Here is a 19,278-nt window from a genome sequence, read left to right as displayed (position 1 = left end):
GGCCGCCGTTCAAGGTGGCTGAATCGTCATCCCCCCAGAACTGCGGAAGCGGAATCGTGGAAAATGCAAAGTTGCTGGTCATCCAAGGCATTGACCAAGGTACTCGTTATGACATCGGCGATGAGCCGATCGGCCTCGGCCGCGACGTCGTTAATACCATCAGTCTGCACGATACGGAAATCTCCCGCTGTCACGCCCAGGTCAAATCCGAACAAGGCAAATACGTCCTCACGGATCTAAACAGTTCCAACGGCACCTACGTCAACGGCGAATCGATTCGCAGCCGGGAATTGAAAAACGGCGATCAAATTCAGGTCGGCCGGACCGTTCTACTCTTTTCGCAAACACTGGACCGCGCGTCCGAATCCAACGCTGCGCAGAAAATCGCTTTCGTCCCCGAACGGGATGCCGAAGACCTCTCCAGCATCGTCAGTAGTATTGGGCACGAAGCGGGACACGATCTGGTTTCCCACGTCCATGACTTAAAACCGGATTCTGTCGCCCAATCGTTGGCCAATTTGCAGGTGCTGTATCGCATTTCCGAAGAAGCGGTGCGGAACTCCACCTCGATTGAACAGGTCTTGGAGCGGATTCTCGACTTGACGATCGACGTCGTCGGCGCGGACCGGGGATGCGTGCTGTTAAGGGACGTTGATACGGGGCAAGTCACACCACAAGCCATCCGTTACCGCCGAGGCGTCGACCAGTCCGCTCCCATGCCGATTTCGCATACGATCGTCAACAGTGTGGTCGCCAATCGACAAGGGGTGCTCACCTCCGACGCACAATCCGATAGCCGCTTTACCGCCGGGCAAAGCATCTTCCAAGCAGGCATCCGCGAAGCGATCTGTGTCCCCATGCAAGGTCGCTATGAGTTGATGGGCGTGCTCTACGTCGACATCACCACCTCGCCGCAACGTGTCCTGCTCGATGGTGGGCATGCGGCAAAGTTCAATGACGACCTACTGCGGCTGATGGTGGCCATCGGCCGGCAATCGGCACTGGCCCTGGAAGACAATCGCTATCAACAGGCGCTCGTCCAGGCGGAACGACTTGCCGCGATCGGGCAAACCATCGCCACGCTCAGTCATCACATCAAGAACATTCTGCAAGGCGTCCGCGGCGGCAGTTACTTGATCGAGATGGGCCTCAAGGATTTCAACGAGGAGATCGTCCGCAAGGGTTGGAACATTGTCGATAAAAACCAAACCAAAATCTACAACTTGGTGATGGACATGCTGACCGTCAGCAAGGAACGCCAGCCGGCCATGGTTGAGGCGGACTTAAACGAAACGGTGGCCGACGTCTGCGAATTGATGCAAGCGCGGGCGGCGGAATTGGGTGTCAAATTCGAGCGGCGGTTGGCCGACGATCTCCCCGCCAGCCAATTCGATCCCGACGGAATCCACCGCGCAGTGCTGAACATCGTCACCAATGCGATCGACGCCGTCGAAGGTCAAGAGGGGGGCCGCGTGATCATCAGCACCGAATACGACTCCCTCGCCCGCGCGCTCAACGTGCTGGTCTCGGACAACGGACCGGGCATTCCGCAAGAACTGTTGGGCAAGATCTTCCAGGTCTTCGAATCGACCAAAGGCGCCCGCGGAACCGGCTTGGGTCTGGCCGTCAGTCGCCAGATTATCCGCGAACATGGCGGCGACATCTTCGTCGAATCCCACCCCGGCCAAGGCAGCCTGTTCATGCTCAAATGGCAACTGATCCAAGAACCGGCCCCCATGGACCGCACAGCACCGGGTTGAGATCGTGGCTTTCTCCTGAAAACGAAACTCCGCCCCGATCCTTGTTCCCCAAACTCCACCCCCATCCTGGTCCCCAGACTCTGTTTGGGAACCCACTTCCCCGAAGCTCCGCTTCGAGTGTAGAGCTTGTAAATCAACGTTCAGGCGACAACTCCAATCGCTTCCACAACTCGCCGGGCGACATCGAATCCTCCAGAAACTCGACCCTGCCGTTTTTCAACAGCGACACATTCGCGCCGCCATCGTGCGGGCTGCCGATTCCGTGGCCGGAATCATCGTTCATGTGCAGCGGCAGCGTGGCGAGATCCAAGTCGCGCGGTTCGGCCCAATGGATCTTCTCGCCATGCTGTTCAACGACCCATATAGCACCGTCCGGCAACTCGCCAAGCTCGTCTTTCGACACCGCCTCCGCCCCGCGCCAGGGACCGTGCTCGCTCAGCACGGCGACGTAGTTCGTTGTTGCCGGGCCGTGTTCGTTGTCGGGGCACTTGAATATTGTTAGGTCAGCCTGCAAATATTGCATGTTGTGCGGGCTGTCCCAAGGTTCATCGAGGTGGATAAGATCATAAATCGGTCGATGGTCGAGAAACGGCAATATCAGCACACGCCAGCTGTACAGTCGCTTACCGTTTTCGTCAGCAACCCAAGCGGGTGGAAAAGAGCCGTACTTGTCGTGGTAGTTTTCCAGGGCCAGCGAGATGTCTTGCAAACGGTGACGGCAAACAGAGCGCGGTGCGATGGGCCCGTTGCCCACGTTAGGGGAAAACGACATCAAGAGACACCACGTCACAATGCCGCCGAAAATTATCGCCATAATGTTGAATAGCCAGATACTTCGACGCATTCTTCCCTCCCCGGAACGCAAGGCGGTGCGCTGTGGAGGCAATTCAACATAGCCCTCCCACAAAATCGCTGGTTTCAGTATGCAGCGAATTTTCGAAACGAACAACCACAGTTTTTGGCAGCTACCCAAGAGCGAAAAAAAACCGCCGACACTCCCGTGCCGACGGTTTTATAGAATTCAAATATAGCAGCTTACGCAACTTGACGTTTCCGTCGCCAGCCGTAGCCAACCAGGGCCAAGCCGCCGATGCCCAACAAGGCAAACGTTGAAGGCTCGGGGACCAGGGGTGGGGCGACTTCCGGACCGGGATCCAACAGGACCAATTGGTCCTGAGCATTGATCAACTGACCGTTCGAGTACCGCATCAAGTTCAGGACGCGGACATCGCCGATCGAGGTCCAGCCGGCTGCCAAAGCCAAGTCGACATATTTGTTGTGTACGCCGAGTGACTCTTCTTCCAGGTACCAAATCGCCTTTTGCAGATGCGTTGCGTTGGCGGCGTGGTTGTCGTTGTAGTTCCCGTTTTCGGCCGTCCCGCTAGAGTTCAAGCCGACGAGTGAACCGTTGGAGAACTGCGTGTACAACCAAGCGGTCGCAAACGAAATCGGGTCCCCATTGTTGGTGTTCGTGCCACCCGACATCGCCGTGTCCGAAATGTTGTTCACTTTCAACAATTGGTTGTAATAAAAGTGTTCGTCAACCTCGAGACAAAACGTGGACCACGTCGTCGCTGTGGGAACGTAATTCGTTCCATCAAATTCCTGGAGCACGGCATCATACTCACCGCCGGTACCGTTGCCCGTGCCGTTATAAAGTTTCAAATGATCGCCAATGGAGACATCGACGTATCCCGCCTCGGCGCTAGACAGCATACCGAGACCTATTAAACCTGCTAGTAAAAAGTGTTTCATCGGAAAATTCTCTAAGTAAGTACATCATGGAGTAGGAACGCAAGCTTGGTGATTGAATTGGCCGCAATCACCTGCCGACACCGCTTCGCTTTATGAGTCCTTTTTTCAACAGATCGTTAAAACTGTTTATTGTCTCGACGTTGAAAATGAATCTCTCTCTCTATGACAATATGCGCGCTACCAGACCAACGTCAATTGGAAATACCCCACGAAACCTAGTTTGCTCAGTTATTCAGTGTTTCCAAAATTAGTCTTAGCGAATTGTTGCATTTAGACAACATTTCCCAGTGACCATTTGGTGACTAACACCAGGTTTTTGCAGCAAGTTTTTTTTAAAACTTGTCAACGGATTTCCCCTGTTCACCCAAACCAGATTCAGAACAGGTCCGGCGGGGCTCCAAAGAAGCGTTCGCCTTGTCCGCAGAATTCCCTAATACCGTCGGCCCGCTTGTTCGTGGGGATAGGGAACCTTGACCCGTGTCTGAGGAATGAACTTGACAGCGCGCGAGCGGCGTGCGGTGTAGGTCAGGTCGTCGAGATAGAACTCGACCGAATGTCCTCCGGAACGAATGTTGGCCAGTCCAAAACGATTCAGCTTAGCACCGGATTTTCGCATCCGCGGCGTCAAATCGAATGTCTGCTGAACGCCGTCCAAACTGACGGTCATGCGGCCGATGCCCTCATTGGCGTGGGGGTCATAGTCGAACGTGAACCGGTGCTGCTTCCGATCCGGGGTAAACACACCGCAATCCGCTTCGGCCCTTTGTCCATCGGTGGTCGAAACGGTCGGTTTGAGGTTATACCCCACCGCGGTGCGGTCAGCGATATAAAAACCGAGCCGGTTGGTTCGCAGCTTGTCGGCTTCAGTGTCATCACGCTCGAATTCCGTCATGTGGTCGTCGCGATTGAAGTAGCCGAAATACGCGGCTGCATCCGTCATGCCGTCGGCGAAACAGATCGTGCCTGAAAATGAAATCGGATCATCCAACGTCAATTCTCCGACATCGTCTGCGTAATACGAAAACAGTGGATCGTGTGGTTCCGTCCGCCAAAACAGCCCGCCGATCTCGCCCGGTTTTTGGCCCGCCCAATGGGTTTGACTCCAGCCATAGCTATGCATGCCGTGAAAATTCGGTTCCACATATTTTGACTCGTTGTTGTGCCCTTCCCAATGCGGGTCTTGCGACAGTTCGATTTTCTCTCCGTTGATTGTCAGATCGCCGAGATACAATTCCATGTGCTGGCCAAATCGGGCAATGTTGAACAAGCCAAAACGATCAAAGCTGACCGGTGCTTGGCGGATCGTCTCGTCAAACCAGATGACATACGGGGTCTCGTCATCAAACGTCAATGTGATGCGGCCATGCCCCTGCCCCGCTTCGGGCCGCTTCCACCAACGGTGTTGATTGTGGCGATGAAAATATTCCACCAGCCCTTGATCGCGAAGTTTCAACAGCCGTTCCCGCAGTTGTTTGGCGGTCACGTCGGGCTCCAAGGCTTTGAGCCGCGTGAGCAGATGCTCCTCACCTTGCAATTCATAGGGACGTCCGTTGCCTGTTTCGGACGTGATGAGTTTTTTCAAAGCTTCGTCGCGCCAAACCGGATCGTCTTTGGCGTCCGGATCGTATTCAAAACTCCAAGTATGCACTTTGCCATCGGCAGCAAGCAAAATGGCTGTTTCCGCCCCCCGCGCCTGCCAATCGCTGGACATCCAGTCAAACATGATTTGACCCAGGTTGTCCTCTTCCCAAATGCGAAACGCCATCGACGACCAAACCCGCCAGGTGTGTCGCTGCGAATTGAAAAATCCGATATACCCCACACCGCGCAGGCCGATGTGCTTGATCGTCAATTTGCCTGAAGCAGAAAGGTGATCATCAAAGCTGAGCGGCTTGCCGAGCGGAATCGCGTAATAGGCCTGTCGCCGCGAATTCTCAACCCGCCCTCCAATCTCTCCCGGACCGCTCTCAGTAAAATTTGTCTCCCGCCAGCCAAAGTCCTGGACGACGAGGGGCATTTCGGTGCCGACAATCCGATTCTGGAAATGATCCCACCCCGGATCGCGGGAAAAATCCTGCTTCCGCTGCACGAGTTGTGCAGACAGCGGAGTCGCGGTGACCACAACAACAACGAGACAAAGCGACACTGTGTGAGCGATTCGCATGGGGAGGCTCCTAGGACGAAATTTGAGGCGGGGCGCGTCACTCGTGGGAGACTAAATTTATCAAACACTGCTGCGAAACGCACGTATGATAGAAACGAGCCTCGAACAGGTGCTTGGGAAGCATGCGGTCCAGCGGGGGGGCGACTATCGTCCTGCGGAGCCTTTGTAGCGAACCCTCCCTGCAGAGACGGCTGGGCAGATACCATTGTTCATCACTTAGATCCGTGTCATAATTCATAAAACCTTGAAAATCTGACTCTAGGGAGTAACGCATAGATGAATGGTCGATGTTGCTGGCTGCTGACCGTGTTATTACTGATTGGCTGTGGTGGGGGAGACGAATCGAAAGATACGCCACCACCACCGGACCCAGCCGCACTGCAGGCCCAAACCTTGAAAAGTGAAGCTGTCGCTAAATTCAAAGAGGCCGGAGGACATTACAACGGTCACCATAGGCAGCTTCGTTTAGAGGACCTGGAAATTACGGATACCGATCTGGAAGACTTGAAGTCGCTTCCCGAATTGGAACGCCTTCTGCTCAATGGCACTCAAGTCACAGACACCGGATTGAAGCACCTCGTCGGACTGCAGGCTCTCGCGAAACTGGACCTCTCCAATACAGCAGTCACAGACATTGGTTTGGATCAGTTAAAGGAGATCACGTCCCTACGTCATCTCCTACTTGCCAAAACACAGGTTTCCGATGCGGGCTTGGAAGGAATCGGCGTTTTCCCTCGATTATCTTTTCTCGACCTTTCCGGCACAAAAATCACAAATGAAGGGCTTAAAAAACTTGTCGACCTGCGCCGACTCAAAGGACTCGACCTTTCCGGGACACAAATTACCAATGAGGGGCTGGACACCCTGAAGGATATCAAAACACTCAAACAAGTGGTTGTTACCGGCACGCAAGTGACAGAAACAGCAGCTTTAGAATTTCAATCCGCCATCCCTGGGTGTTACGTCAAACAAGACTAAAAGCGCAGTCACCGGCGGACTGAATCCATGAGTGCTCCCTCGCACCTGCTGGTCTCAGAAAATGAATCATTCGGTCCGCGCATTCTCCGCACCATCGGCTGGTTGCTGGTTCTTGCCGGTTTCGCGAATGGGATCATCGCCGCACTGTACGAACTGTCGCGAATTGTTTTTTGGCAATCGTGGTTCCTCATTGCGGCGGTGGTGCTATTTTTTGTATTTCGCACCGATCCGCTGAGAACCCTAGGCCGTCTGACCGGTTCGGCCATTTTGGCAATCTGGGCCTTGTTCGAATTGCGGCGGTGGGGACCATCAATACTAGACGTCGCATTCGCGCATCCCGAGGAGCATTGCCTGGGGCTGATGTTAACGACGCTCGGTCTGATACTGGTGGTCACCAATGACCCGCACCGGAAGCTGCACCAAATTTTCAGACGCGCGCGGGTGCTGGCCAAGCGCCGGCAAAAAACGGCGTTACTCCTCTGTGTGGCCGCACTCTGGTTCGCAAATCCAGACCATTCGCATGCGACCTGCCTCACCGCATCGTTGGTTAGCGAAAAATGTGGAGCGTACGATTCTGCAATTTTCTTCGCCAAACACGCCGAAGACACGTTTCAGCCTATGTCATTCTGTGGGACCTGCTACGGCAGCCTGCTGGGCGATGTGTCTCAGCGGATTGACGAGTTGGAAGCAAAAAAGACGGGCGTTACGACGACAATTCGCATCGACCCGCCGACGGTCCATGACGGTCCGGCGTTCATAGCCGCCCAAACTCGGGATCCCTGACGAGCGCGAATGGCTTAGAGAATCTCCTGGACGGAAAACGTCAGCGAGCAGTCCACAGGCGGTCTGATCCCGGTGTGCAACAGCTGGTTGGAGATAAGACCGAAGGTCCACAATTACCACCGATTCTCGAGACTCGGTCCGCCATCCCAACGCAAATAGACGTCGACTGCTTTCCCAGACTCTATCTCGAAGGAGCGGATCGTTAATCGTGGTTTTTCACGTTCCAGAGCGGTCAGGCCCGCGTACCACAATGTGACCGATTCTATTGAGCCGCGGCGATTTGCTGCCGTGCGTAGAATTGGCCCGTATCCCCGAAGCATGGTTTCGTCAGATACATAACCCGCATGTGCCAGCCAAGCTGCGGGACCGAAGGACAGCACATACGAGAACGACAACGCAAGCAATATCCCCAGAAACCAAATGGCCAACGATTTCGGTTTCTTTTTTACCATCGTCTTCGCCCAACTCCCCGGGTTCCCAATTTCTATTTGGGAACCCAATTTCTCGAAGCTCTGCTTCGAGTTTTTCAATTGGGATATTAGAGTCTCCATCGGCCCGCGCGAAGCAGATCCTCGCAAACGGACGTTCCCAAGCCGGAGCTTGGGAACGAGTTTGCAGGAACTCCGTGTCCTCCGTGACTCCGTGGTGATCAACCCGTCACTAATGCGCCGGCGGCGGGCTGTTTTGGAAGGCTCGGGCACGGAAGAGGAAATCGATGATGTTCCCTTCGTGCGGTTGCAGCCAGTTCAGGGCGATCGTCTTCACTTCGCCAATGTTCAACCGGTCGATGAACGTGGCATCCAGCAGTTGCTGTTGCAGTTTTTCGTTTTCGGTGATCGCCGAGCAGACCAGCGTCTGGCCCATCCGTTTGAGCATTTGGTCTTCGGGACAATCGACGACCGTCACAAACGGGAACATATATTCCGCTTTGGAAATCTCGGTCTCCGAATTCGTGCAGTGCAGCACAGTCGGTCGTAGGAAGTCGCAACGTTCGTTCTTCACCAACCGTTCGCCATCGCGGTACTTGGCAGTGACCTCGGTCACACTGGGATCTTTGATCCCTTGGTCGATCTGATTCGAGATCGCTTCGGCCATGCCGGGGACGGTAAAGGCAGCCAGCGGGGATTCCGGGTGTGTCGCAGGCAGCGGGGCAACCGGGCCGAGACGCTGTGCGAGGGCATCGGCGATTTCCTTGCCGTGTCGCGACACCCAAATGCCCGAACAACTAATGCAGCTACGTCCACTGTTCACCAGCACGCTGTCGACCATCAAGTCGAGGTACTTTTCCCAGTCGTCGACTTTGTCGTCGCCCAGGATAATTTTACTAAAGCCGGGACCGTGCGGTTGCACGCGGGGGTCGCCGTGATAGCGTTCGACCGTCGGCAGTCCGCCGAAGATCATCGCCCGCTCACAACTGGCCAACACAGCCGCCCCACAATCGGCGCCGCCGGGATAGATGGAGATCACTTCGCGAGGAATACCGGCGGCGAAAAATGCCTCCGCCATGCGATAAGGTGTCCACGGTTCTTGCGGTCCCGGTTTGAGGACCAATCCCATTTGCAGCGGAATGACGGGCATCCACAACGTATGCACACCGGGCGAGTTGGACGGCAATACCAGACCGAGCACCGGAGCGTTGGCCTGATAGCTGACCATCACGCCGCGATCCTCCATGCCATAGCCTTTGGCCAGGATGTCGAGCGGCAAGCCACGCGTGAGGGCGTCGAGGATTTCCCGCATGTTCTTGAGGACGAACTGGTTTTTCTTCATGTTGCCGGCGCACATGTGCTCCGGCAGGCCGGTGGTCGCTGATTGCATTTTGCAAAAGTCGGCCGGCGTCTGTTGGCCGTCGCCGATAGGCAAGGTGCCTTCGGCATACAAATCGGCCGCTTTACCGACTTTGTCAATCAAATCGTCGATCGAGAATTCACGAAGGATATCGCGCGCCCGTTGGGCTTTACGCATATCCATCTGAATCATCCCCCCGTTGGCCTGATGCACCTGCGCGAGCGTTTCGCCCGTCTCAAAGTGCACAACTTCGTCCTTTTCGAGGCTTTCGTAAGGCTTGCCCCAGCGCAAAACGGGAATTTCAACCATCAGTAGTTCCTTCGTGGGATGTCTGTATTTTGTAGGTCATGCTGTGCATGACATGAATGAGCAGCGGGCAATGACGTCACGCAAAACGCAACCGACGTCCAGGGTCTAATACACGCCGACCGTCGTTGTGGTGGCGAATTCGTGGTAGGGGCGGACGCCGCTTACGCCGTCCCAGGGGTAGGGTTCGCACGGCTTTTCGCGTTCGCCCTCATCCCGTTCCATGAATCCCGGGACGAATAGCTCCTTGGTGAGCGTCGTCAATTTCACACGGCCCGTTTCGCCGTAGCCGACGAGTTTGTTGTAGTCATCGAAATCGACGACTTCGATCACCGCTCGCGGTTGCGGGGCGTGGTAGCTGATTTTGTATTCATCGGCCGGGTCAAACGGCTTGCTGCAAGCTAGGCCCATCAGCGTGTTGCCGTAGGTGGGGGTCATGTAGACCCCTTCGATCAATTCTTCCATGGCAAAGCGATACCATTGCGGCGTGAATTCGGTGCCGCCGGAGAAGATTCCGGTGATCCCCTGCTCTTTGATGCTGGTGCCATCTTCCATCAATCGCATGGCCAATGCTTCGAGCAATTTGGGCGTGGTGAACATGCATTTGATGTCGTGCCCGGCAGAGAGGACCGTTACTGCTTGATCGATCACGTGATCGCGATACGCTTCCATCTCGGCCATGTTGCCACGCTTGATCAGTTTGACCACCCACCGCGGGTCGAGGTCGACACAGAAGCAGATGCCGCCACGATGTTGGCAAAGGTGTTCCACGGCCAGCCGCAGTCGGCGCGGACCGGAGGGGCCGAGCATCAACCAGTTGCCCCCTTTGGGAAAATGTTCGTCCGGGAGCGTGTCGCTGAAGTTTTCGTAATCGATCCAATGGTCGTTGACGACAGCCCGCGATTTGGGGATTCCGGTCGTTCCGCCGGTTTCGAAAACGTAGACCTTTTCGTTTTCATACGCCTTGGGAACCCAGCGACGAATCGGACCGCCACGGAGCCATTCGTCCTCGAAGTGTTCAAACTTCTTCAGGTCGTCGAAGCACTTGACGTCTTTACGGGGATCGAAGTTGAACGATTGGGCCTTTTCGAGCCAAAACGGGCTGCCCGTTTCGGGATTGAAGTGCCACTCGATGATTTCGCAAACATGCGCGTCAAGTTGTTCACGGGCTTCGGCTTCAGTCATCTCAGCAGTTGCTCCTGGATATTCGGCAAAGGTGGGATCGGCATCTGTGCACCCAATCGGCTACAGGCCAATGACGGCATGGTCCCCGGAAGCGAACGCGAAACAGGTTCGCCCTCTCCCTTGTGGAGAGAACCGGGGTGAGGGCAAACGACGGATCTCATCCGTCGACAATCTTCATGCGACTCGCCCCCATGGTAGACAATTGGCAGCCAATTGAAAACGCTGCAGACGCAAACAGCGGCCTGCGGGAAATGGTGGTTTTTGCTCGTAACATTCTGCCAATGTGGACGGCAGCCCCTAAATACAGCAGGCTTGTGGCGATTATGCCGGCAGGATTTGTTGCCCCGCTCGAATCGTCAACAGCGGCTCCCAGCAGCCGCCAGGACGGGGGACACTTTGTGTATCGGTCAAAGGAGCAGCATTGGCGTTGAATTGGATAACGCTCAGATCCGCGCAAGCACCGGGCGTCAACTGACCGATTTCGTCGCCGAGACGCAAAATGTCCGCGGGGCGCGACGTAACAGCTGCAAAGGCCTCGGGTTCGGGCATCCCAGCTGCGATCAGTTTCGACATCGTCCGCAGCAAATCGTGCGGCGGCTTTGAACCAATGTGCCGCGCGTATTGGTCCGACGATATCGTATCCGGCGGAAATCCGGCAGCTAGGGCCGTTTCAGCAACCGAAAAATCAAACGACGCCATCCCATGCCCCACATCGAACAAGACGCCCCGCTCACGAGCGGCACGGAGACAACCCGGAATCGCTCCGTTTTGCACGATCCCGTTGGGTTCCGCACGGAAACAATAGGTCACAACGTCCCCTGAGCGGAGCTGTGAGAGTTGGTCTTCCAGTGGCCAATCGCGCGGATCGCGCATGCCGTACAAAATCGGCCGCTCGGTTTGTGCAGCGACCTGCAAAGCCCGATCCATGACCGCGCGGGGATCAGTCTTGCCGCAAGCGATTCGGCTGACGTTCACGGCGATTCCCCAGATTTCATCGCCGCTGGATTCAATCGTCGCAACGCATTGGTCCACATCGGCCCAGGCCAAATCCTCGAAGCAACCGCCGGGCATCGATTCGCCCAGAGCAGACAGATTGAGTGCCATGCGAATCCGCGTGCGTGCGGGGAGCAGCGTGGTGCGGCGATACTCTTCCCAGTTGTTGCCACCGGCGTCCCCTTGCGAGAGAACGGTCGTCACGCCCCGGTTGAGTAGTTCGGTATCGGGAGGGATGCCGTACTTCGACCCGGTGATCGCGGGGTGCGCGTGCAAATCCACCAAACCCGGCAGCAGCACCGCGTCGGGAAAATTCAGCTCCCTGTCAGCGACAATTTCGGCGAGATGCGGACCAACGGCGGTGATGCGCCCATTAGAAACGGCGACCGCTGCGGCTGCGTCGAAACGGTTCTGCGCACAATAAACTCGCCCGGCGCGAATGAGTAATTCGTGCGTATTTCCGGACATTTTGGACGCTCCGCGATCAAATTTGTGTTTTGGTGCTGCCAACGTTCAATGCCATGTGAATTGTGATCCACAAAATCCGTTGAAAACAAGGAGGAGAATGGATTTGCAATCAAACCCCTGAGAACGAATAGGCGCTTGATTCTCTCACAGTCTGCTGTCAAAATGCATGGCTACGGTTGAATGCGGCATTTGCATTCACGTTTTTACGTCGCCACTCCGCATTGTCAGGGCCTTCGCATATCAGAAACACGTTTTGCAAATACAAAAACTCTCTTAAGGCAGGATCATGAAGTTACTCGACGGTCAAACAGTAGGCATCGATCTGGGAACGACATTCTCGACAATGTCCCAATTGGACGCAGACGGCAACCCGGTTTCTTTGAAAAACTCTGACGGAAAAACGATCACACCGTCGGTGATTTTGCTCGGAGACCAAGGGCATATTCTCGTCGGCCCGTCGTTTGAACGGATCTCCGTTTCTGATCCGGCTCATATTGTCGAAGCAGTCAAGCGCCAAATGGGCAACAAGAATTACTTTAAGGTCTACGAAGGAAAAAAACTGACGCCGGAGTTTCTGTCGGCTCTGATCGTCAAAAAACTCAAGCAGGACGCCGAACAACAAATCGGCCCCATCGCCAATGCGGTTGTCACCGTCCCCTATTACTTCAACGATGTTCGTCGCAAAGCGACGCAAGATGCCGGGCAAATTGCCGGTCTGAATATCATTGACATTATCAATGAACCGACCGCTGCCACACTGGCCTATGCCTGGATGAAGGGCGAACTGGGCCGGACCGACTTGGGAGATATCGAACGCACGATTCTCGTCTACGACCTGGGGGGCGGAACGTTCGACGTCACTGTCGTGCGTTATACACCGACTCACTTCCGCGTGTTGGCGACCGATGGCGACGTCTACTTGGGTGGACTCGACTGGAGTGCGCGCATCGTCGATCACGTGTCGGAACAGTTCAAGCAAAAGTTCGGCATGGATCCCCGCGAAGATCCTGAAACCGCGCTGCAAATGTCGCAAGAATGCGAAGCGGCCAAATTGGCGCTCAGCTCCAAAGCCCAAGTGCCGGTCAATGTCTACTATAAAGGCAAGACACTCACCGTTGCGCTCACGCGAGGCGACTTCGAGCGGATGACCGCCGACCTGTTGCAACGGACACGCGACACGACGGAATTGGTGATGCAACAAGCGAACGTCGATCCAGGAACCTTGGACGAAATGATTTTGGTTGGTGGTTCGACACACATGCCCTCGGTCGAATCGATGCTGCAAGAGGTCTGCAAGCGTGCACCGTCTCGGGAACTCAACGCCGAAGTGGCGGTCGCGCAGGGAGCCGCAATTCATGCCGCCATCTTAGAAGCGAAGGTCACTGGCGGCGATAGCCGCATGGCGAAAGCCGTGATGAACCGTCTCCAGTCGGTGTCGTCCGAGGACGTCAACTCGCACTCACTGGGAATCAAAATCACCGACCCGAGCGAGCGGACGCGGAAGATCAATCACATCATGATTCCCCGCAACACCACCATTCCCTTCTCGCGAACCGAACGATTTACGACCAACTCCGACAACCAGCAATCGGTCCACGTCTACTTGTTGGAAGGGGAAGTGAAAGATGTCGATGCCTGTTCGCAAATTGGCGATTTTCGCGTCGTCGGCTTACCCCCGAACCTGCCGGCTGGATCTCCGGTCGAAGTGACCTATAGTTACGACGCCAACGGACGGATCCATGCCACCGCCCGCGATCTGACGGGAAATAAAGAAGCCTCGGCGGAAATTGTGCGGGCTTCGGGATTGGACTCCGCCGGTTTGAACAGCTTTGAAACACTGGCCAGCGAATATAAAGTCGAATAAATCCGCTACATGCAATAGGAAATTCAGGCGGGCCTCTTCACCGACGAAGAGGCTCGTTTCCTATTTCCCGTGTTGGAAACGGCAATCTTCGTCTCACCAAAACCGGCGTTTCACAATTCTCGTCGACGGTACAACCGGCGACACAAATCCAATTTGATCCAGAACCTTGACGAACTTGCCTGCCCGACGTCGACGGGCGCAACAGAGCACCTCGTCAATAGATCTGAGGAGTGAACCAGAGTGGCGATCGATGTCTATAAGGAATGGTTGGGGATCCCGGAAGATCAGCGTCCGCCCGACCATTATCAATTGCTGCGTCTTGTACAATTCGAAGACAATGCGGAAAAGGTGCAAGCCAACTACCGCAAACTCAACGCCCATGTCCGCAAATATGCGACCGGGCAATACATGGACGAATCGCAGGCGTTGCTCAACGAGTTGGCCAAGGCCATGCTCTGCCTGACCGATGCGGAACGGAAACGCGATTACGACGAGCAACTCGGCCGTGAATTCGATGATGACGATGAACCAGGCGCCTTGCCCCCCATCGAGAAAATTCTGTTGGATCAGGACGTCATCAGCTCTGCCCAGATCGAAGAAGCGCGTCAGATGTGCGACAACTTGGGCATCGAAATGCGGGATGCGTTGGTCCAACTCAAAGCGGTCAAAGCCGATGCGGCCGCCCGCGCGCTCGCTACTTCACTGGGGCGCCCCTTCGTGGATCTCGCCGACATGATTCCCGACGACGGCGTTCTGGATCGCGTCCCCCGCTCGATGGTCAAGAAACATTCGATCCTGCCATTGTTCATCGATGAAGATGACGATGTGTTGCTCGTTGCCGGTGTGAATCCAATCACAGCCGACGTCGAGGATGATTTGCGACTGCGGTTCAGCCTACCGGTCCGCGACGTGATCGCGGCGCCCCTGGCCATCAATCAAGCCATCGCCAAATACTATGCCCCCGGCGTCCGCGAGGAAGCCGAAGAAGTCGTGGAATCCCCCAAGGCGGGAGAGGGCGGGAAAAAAGGGAAGGCAAAAAAAGCTGCGAAAAAGAAGGCGGCAAAGCAAAAAGAACCAACGCGAGGCGATCAGGCGCGCGAACAAAAACAATTGTGCATCATTGCCTTTTGCTTCAGCTTCGTGATTGCCAATCTGCTTGACGGATTCGTCATCGATTCGTCTACCTATCTCGATGGCCTTTCCATCGTGGGTTATCTCGTAATCCCCGCTTTGACCGCTGCAATTTGTTATCTCGCCTTTTGGCCGCGATCGTGAAACATGCGTAGCAACGGACAGGCCCCGGTCCTGATTCGCAAGACTATTGAGATACACCGCGGTGAACGAATTTCAAGAGAGCTCGAGCAGTCAGCAGTTGCCGGATGATCACCGGAATACGGCCGATCCTGCGGAGAGCTCGCAAAGCGCTCTTGCAGCGACGACCGGAAACGAGTATTTAACCCGCTCCTCTCAATCACTTATCAAAACACCCCTCTCCAGCGGACATCCTATCGGCACCGGCATACGCGTTTTGCTGGTTCTGTGGAGTCTGTTTCTGTGTGCGGGATTTGCCTTGGCTGCCAGCATGCGTCCCGATCCGCGAGGTTTCGGCACGCATCAAAGCCTCGGTTTTCCACCTTGTACGTTTCAAGTCTTGTTCGACATCCCTTGTCCTAGTTGCGGAATGACCACGAGTTTCTCCCATTTTATACGCGGGCAAATTGCCGCGTCGGCTCGGGCGAATATCGCTGGATTGTTACTGGCAATCACCTGTTTGATACAAATCCCCTGGTGCTGGATCAGCGCTCTCAAAGGGCGACTGTGGCGGGTTCACCAACCCACAAATTTCACACTGATTGTGGTCGGCGGCATTTCCTTAGTCGCCGTCGTCAATTGGTGTCGGCAAATTTTTTAGAATTCTCAATTCACCACCATTGGTCAACGGATTGACCGATCAATCAATGCTGTCGACGAATCCCTAAAGATTCGCGATACGTAATTCGGCAACCCGGCCATTGTCCGTCGGCGGTGAACAAAGAATAGAACGGCAGCTGCGATGGAGCGCGAAATGTCGATTACAAATCTCTCACTCAAGCGACGCCCCCATCCGTTGGGTTGGCTCACCTTGCTTCTACTCTGCGGCAGCGTCTCGACAATGGTCGGTTGTTCGCTGATGGTCGAAACGGGTGTGATGCTCATGGGACGACCGAAAATCCCCGCCGCATTCGAGGAATTCTCGAAAAAATCGCTGGGAGAAAAAGGCGTCAAAGCAGTTGTGATTTGCGAAGCCCCCATGGGAAGTGACAGCGAAGCCGCAGCGCTCGACCAAGAATTGCAGGCAGAAGTCAGCCGACGATTTAAGCAACACGACATCCAAGTCATCGACAGCCATAAAGTTGCAACGTGGATCGACGATAACGGCGGCGACTGGGGCAGCCCCGAGGAACTGTTTGAAAAATTCACCGATGCGGATTTTTTAGTCCTCGTAGATGTTCACGAATTTAGCTATCTGGAAAAAGACAGTCCGGGCTTGTATCGCGGACGTTCGCAGATCGAGGTTTCGGTCTACGAAAACAACGAATTTGATTCACGGATTTTCAGCAACACCATCGATTCCGTCTATCCGCGACAGTACCCCGAAATGGCCGATCGAATCAGCAAACATGCATTTCGCAAACGATACGTCGATCAGCTGAGCACGCAAATCGCGCGGCTGTTTTACGAACACCGTCCAGAAGAGACGTTTGACTAAACCAACCGAAGGCAACAAAAAAACAGGCGCAACGGCTCACCCCGTGCTTTCCAGCAGCCTGAAAAGTTGGTCTTGCACCGACAAAGCTCGTGACACACAATCCCCGAATCCAGCCGTGACTATGCATTCGGCATATTTGGGGAACAGACCATTGCAGCGACTTCCTTCACCGCCAAGGAAGATTATTGAACGTAGATTTTTAAAGTTTGTCTCGGCAGTTAACACAAAGCATTGAGTCGTCAGGTCTCTCCGATTGCATGATTGGGAGACTCAAGGTGCGATTGGAAAAAGCACCGGCCGTTCGTATCGTCTTAAAAAACTACCGGCGAGGGATCGCGGATATGAGAATTGATAACCACCACACAATGCAGGATCAGCCCCGCCGACAGATGCTGAAGCTGTTGCTCTGTGCGATGCTTTTGGCATCCACTTGCACCGGCTGTAAGGCGGTCGTCCTTCTGGGCTATCTCATCGGCGGTCCCCCTTCCATTGAACCGCCGTTTGACATTCAAACCAAGACGTCGCTCAAAGAAGACGACAAACGCATCGCCGTCGTCTGCTATGCTCCCAAGGAACTCAAATTCGATACCGAGGACGTTGACGACGAGTTAGCCCAGCATGTTGCCATGCGGCTGAACAGCCACGGCATGAAGGTCATCGCCCCGGCCGCCGTGCAGAATTGGTTGGACCAAAACGACGACTGGGATTCCCCGGCGGAAGTCGGCCATGCTCTCGAGGCGGATTGGGTCGTCTACATCGACATGCAGGAATACAGCCTGTGGGAAGAAGGCTCGATGGAACTGTATCGCGGACGCACGACAGCAATGGTCAAAGTGTTTGACATGAATGATGGCGACGGCGAGGAGATCTTCACCAAGGAAATCGTCTCCGTCTATCCCATCCGTGCTCCTAAACCCGCACATGAAATCAAACGCGACCGGTTCAAAGCCCTGTACTTGTCCCGATTGAGCGAAGAGATCGGCCAATTGTTCTACGAACACTACGCCGGCGACGAAATCGCGCACGGCGTCGTCGACTAACGTCTTCTCCGTCGCACAAAGAATAAAAAACGGCGGGAAGCACTTCTGCAGATGCTTCCCGCCGTTACTATTGGACATCACTGATTTTGACCACAAAAATCATTCGATGTCGAGGACTTTCTTGAAGTCGATTTCTTCTTCTTCACTCAGCGGAAACGGAACCGGCGCCAACTCCGTGGAGTCCGCCTCGACAGCTTCGGTCGAAGTCGATTCGCTGGTCACCGTGTCCGATTTCATTCCGATTCGGGCATTGCGTTTCTCCAAGACCACGCGAGCCGCGTCGCGAAGTTCCGCATTGCCCAATCGGCGGAGGTTGCCCAGTTCAGCCAGCGGTTGCAGTGCCCGTGTCAGGCGGCCGATGCTGGTTTCCATCATCATCATTTCGGTCAGTCCCTGCCGCATGGCTCCCAAGCTGGCGACGCGTCCTTCGAATTCTTCTTGGAAGTCGACCAGAATTTCCAGAGTCTGCACGGCGTCGGCCAACGTTTCATTCTGGCTGTTGAGCGAATCTTTCATCGTCAACAGTGTGTCGAGGTTGGTCCGGGCAGCGACCACGTCGCGTTCACCGGCGGACAGATAATCCCGCAAGGCAAACAGTTCGTCGACGATGGTTGTGGCATTGGCGGTATCACCGGCCTGCGACTCGATTTTCCCCTTGAGTTCGATCACGCCATCGGCGGCGGCTTGGGCTTGGGCCAAGTCCGAGGCATCTTCACGAATCCGATCCTTGAGGTTGATCAGTTGCGTCAAGTTGCTGTGCGCCTTAGGCAGGTCGTCGGCTTGGGCGACAAGCTGCGTTTTGACGTTGACCATGGCGTCCATCGACTTCTCGGCTTCCTGCATATTGACTGCTTGATCCTGTGCCGTTTGGCTCAGCGTGATCAATTCTTGCAGCGTTTCTTGCGCGGTCGGAGTCGAGATATATTCTTCGACGAGTTGGTTTTGAATTTCGGCCATGCCGGTCAGAGCACGACGCGCCGACTCGGTCATTTCCTGATTGTCCAACAACATCGCTTGCAGGTCGTTGATCTCCCGCAACTGAGTCAAGGAGATATTCGCTTGACGGGCTTCGGCGGCGACTTCGGCCCGCAATTGGCGAACTTTCACCAACGCGCTTTGTGCATCGGCAAGTTGCTGCCGTTGCGCCTGCAGTCCGCTGAGCAACGTGTTGGTATTTTTGACACTGCTACGCATATCGACCAAGTCTTCCATCTGGCGATGCACTTGGTCGATTTCTCCTTGCATCATCGCGAGTTGGCGCTCGAGCGGCTTCGAAACCAGATAATGCAATCCGATCATTGCCACGGCGAGCCCGGCAAACATCATAACCCAATACGGCTTGCTAAGTTCAAACATTGAAGATTCGGAATGATTTTTCACGTCAAGATTCCTGATATCAGAGTTGTCCAAGGTTCGCTCCCTCAGATACGGATTTATGTCTGGAT

The 19,278-nt window shown here is 55.0% G+C and carries 16 protein-coding genes; 8 read left to right on the top strand and 8 right to left on the bottom strand.

Going from position 1 to position 19,278, the window contains the following annotated elements:
* The first annotated feature begins 56 nt into the window (after positions 1–56).
* Positions 57–1,760, top strand: coding sequence for an ATP-binding protein (locus tag Mal52_RS02525; protein WP_231962503.1), 1,704 nt, complete (start codon positions 57–59; stop codon positions 1,758–1,760).
* 133 nt (positions 1,761–1,893) lie between these two features.
* Here the strand turns inward: Mal52_RS02525 and Mal52_RS02520 are convergent, their stop codons facing one another.
* From Mal52_RS02520 to Mal52_RS02510, 3 genes are all read right to left on the bottom strand, one after another.
* Positions 1,894–2,604, bottom strand: coding sequence for a DUF1559 family PulG-like putative transporter (locus Mal52_RS02520; RefSeq protein WP_145374097.1), 711 nt, complete (start codon positions 2,602–2,604; stop codon positions 1,894–1,896).
* 191 nt (positions 2,605–2,795) lie between these two features.
* A complete protein-coding gene (locus Mal52_RS02515; RefSeq protein WP_145374095.1) occupies positions 2,796–3,515 on the bottom strand; it encodes a PEP-CTERM sorting domain-containing protein in 720 nt (239 codons plus the stop codon).
* A gap of 430 nt (positions 3,516–3,945) precedes the next feature.
* Positions 3,946–5,679 carry a hypothetical protein gene (locus tag Mal52_RS02510; protein WP_145374094.1) on the bottom strand — a complete coding sequence of 578 codons (1,734 nt, stop codon included), beginning with the start codon at positions 5,677–5,679 and terminating at the stop codon, positions 3,946–3,948.
* 276 nt (positions 5,680–5,955) lie between these two features.
* Here Mal52_RS02510 and Mal52_RS02505 point away from each other — a divergent pair, with 276 nt between their 5' ends.
* Together Mal52_RS02505 and Mal52_RS02500 are read left to right on the top strand one after the other, a co-directional pair.
* Positions 5,956–6,657: a leucine-rich repeat domain-containing protein gene (locus Mal52_RS02505; RefSeq protein WP_145374092.1), complete on the top strand. Its 702-nt coding sequence runs from the start codon at positions 5,956–5,958 to the stop codon at positions 6,655–6,657.
* 27 nt (positions 6,658–6,684) lie between these two features.
* The gene (locus Mal52_RS02500) at positions 6,685–7,440 is read left to right on the top strand and encodes a hypothetical protein (protein ID WP_145374090.1); all 756 of its coding nucleotides are present in this window, start codon (positions 6,685–6,687) and stop codon (positions 7,438–7,440) included.
* Between the two features lie 113 nt (positions 7,441–7,553).
* Here Mal52_RS02500 and Mal52_RS02495 read toward each other — a convergent pair whose 3' ends face one another.
* The 4 genes from Mal52_RS02495 to Mal52_RS02480 all read right to left on the bottom strand — a co-directional run bounded on the left by Mal52_RS02495 (position 7,554) and on the right by Mal52_RS02480 (position 12,180).
* The gene (locus Mal52_RS02495) at positions 7,554–7,892 is read right to left on the bottom strand and encodes a hypothetical protein (RefSeq protein ID WP_145374088.1); all 339 of its coding nucleotides are present in this window, start codon (positions 7,890–7,892) and stop codon (positions 7,554–7,556) included.
* A 208-nt stretch (positions 7,893–8,100) separates the two neighbouring features.
* Positions 8,101–9,537 carry an aldehyde dehydrogenase family protein gene (locus Mal52_RS02490; RefSeq protein WP_145374086.1) on the bottom strand — a complete coding sequence of 479 codons (1,437 nt, stop codon included), beginning with the start codon at positions 9,535–9,537 and terminating at the stop codon, positions 8,101–8,103.
* A 105-nt stretch (positions 9,538–9,642) separates the two neighbouring features.
* A complete protein-coding gene (locus tag Mal52_RS02485) occupies positions 9,643–10,719 on the bottom strand; it encodes a hypothetical protein (protein ID WP_145374084.1) in 1,077 nt (358 codons plus the stop codon).
* Positions 10,720–11,040: 321 nt separating this feature from the next.
* Complete coding sequence (locus Mal52_RS02480) at positions 11,041–12,180, bottom strand: amidohydrolase family protein (protein ID WP_145374082.1); 1,140 nt, start codon at positions 12,178–12,180, stop codon at positions 11,041–11,043.
* A gap of 286 nt (positions 12,181–12,466) precedes the next feature.
* On the opposite strand from Mal52_RS02480, the gene Mal52_RS02475 reads away from it, so the two are divergent.
* The 5 genes from Mal52_RS02475 (at position 12,467) to Mal52_RS02455 (ending at position 17,833) form a co-directional block, all read left to right on the top strand.
* Entirely contained in the window at positions 12,467–14,044 is a 1,578-nt protein-coding gene (locus Mal52_RS02475; RefSeq protein ID WP_145374081.1) for an Hsp70 family protein, read from the top strand.
* A gap of 240 nt (positions 14,045–14,284) precedes the next feature.
* Entirely contained in the window at positions 14,285–15,319 is a 1,035-nt protein-coding gene (locus tag Mal52_RS02470) for a GspE/PulE/PilB domain-containing protein (protein WP_145374079.1), read from the top strand.
* A 61-nt stretch (positions 15,320–15,380) separates the two neighbouring features.
* Positions 15,381–15,956: a DUF2752 domain-containing protein gene (locus Mal52_RS02465; protein WP_145374077.1), complete on the top strand. Its 576-nt coding sequence runs from the start codon at positions 15,381–15,383 to the stop codon at positions 15,954–15,956.
* A gap of 153 nt (positions 15,957–16,109) precedes the next feature.
* A complete protein-coding gene (locus Mal52_RS02460; protein WP_145374075.1) occupies positions 16,110–16,793 on the top strand; it encodes a hypothetical protein in 684 nt (227 codons plus the stop codon).
* 341 nt (positions 16,794–17,134) lie between these two features.
* Complete coding sequence (locus Mal52_RS02455; RefSeq protein WP_231962502.1) at positions 17,135–17,833, top strand: hypothetical protein; 699 nt, start codon at positions 17,135–17,137, stop codon at positions 17,831–17,833.
* Positions 17,834–17,932: 99 nt separating this feature from the next.
* Here Mal52_RS02455 and Mal52_RS02450 read toward each other — a convergent pair whose 3' ends face one another.
* Positions 17,933–19,213: a hypothetical protein gene (locus Mal52_RS02450; protein WP_145374073.1), complete on the bottom strand. Its 1,281-nt coding sequence runs from the start codon at positions 19,211–19,213 to the stop codon at positions 17,933–17,935.
* Positions 19,214–19,278: the final 65 nt, after the last annotated feature.

This window comes from Symmachiella dynata (assembly GCF_007747995.1).
GTDB lineage: Bacteria > Planctomycetota > Planctomycetia > Planctomycetales > Planctomycetaceae > Symmachiella > Symmachiella dynata.
Note: the sequence above shows the minus strand (reverse complement) of the source record. Positions and strands in the feature narration are given on the sequence as shown.

What these genes read in the sequence shown, in the direction of transcription:
- Mal52_RS02495 (WP_145374088.1), bottom strand. Translation starts at nt 7,892, where the DNA reads ATGGTAAAAAAGAAACCGAAATCGTTGGCCATTTGGTTTCTGGGGATA.
- Mal52_RS02460 (WP_145374075.1), top strand. Translation starts at nt 16,110, where the DNA reads ATGTCGATTACAAATCTCTCACTCAAGCGACGCCCCCATCCGTTGGGT.
- Mal52_RS02485 (WP_145374084.1), bottom strand. Translation starts at nt 10,719, where the DNA reads ATGACTGAAGCCGAAGCCCGTGAACAACTTGACGCGCATGTTTGCGAA.
- Mal52_RS02475 (WP_145374081.1), top strand. Translation starts at nt 12,467, where the DNA reads ATGAAGTTACTCGACGGTCAAACAGTAGGCATCGATCTGGGAACGACA.
- Mal52_RS02515 (WP_145374095.1), bottom strand. Translation starts at nt 3,515, where the DNA reads ATGAAACACTTTTTACTAGCAGGTTTAATAGGTCTCGGTATGCTGTCT.
- Mal52_RS02455 (WP_231962502.1), top strand. Translation starts at nt 17,135, where the DNA reads ATGAGAATTGATAACCACCACACAATGCAGGATCAGCCCCGCCGACAG.
- Mal52_RS02490 (WP_145374086.1), bottom strand. Translation starts at nt 9,537, where the DNA reads ATGGTTGAAATTCCCGTTTTGCGCTGGGGCAAGCCTTACGAAAGCCTC.
- Mal52_RS02505 (WP_145374092.1), top strand. Translation starts at nt 5,956, where the DNA reads ATGAATGGTCGATGTTGCTGGCTGCTGACCGTGTTATTACTGATTGGC.
- Mal52_RS02520 (WP_145374097.1), bottom strand. Translation starts at nt 2,604, where the DNA reads ATGCGTCGAAGTATCTGGCTATTCAACATTATGGCGATAATTTTCGGC.
- Mal52_RS02480 (WP_145374082.1), bottom strand. Translation starts at nt 12,180, where the DNA reads ATGTCCGGAAATACGCACGAATTACTCATTCGCGCCGGGCGAGTTTAT.
- Mal52_RS02500 (WP_145374090.1), top strand. Translation starts at nt 6,685, where the DNA reads ATGAGTGCTCCCTCGCACCTGCTGGTCTCAGAAAATGAATCATTCGGT.
- Mal52_RS02510 (WP_145374094.1), bottom strand. Translation starts at nt 5,679, where the DNA reads ATGCGAATCGCTCACACAGTGTCGCTTTGTCTCGTTGTTGTTGTGGTC.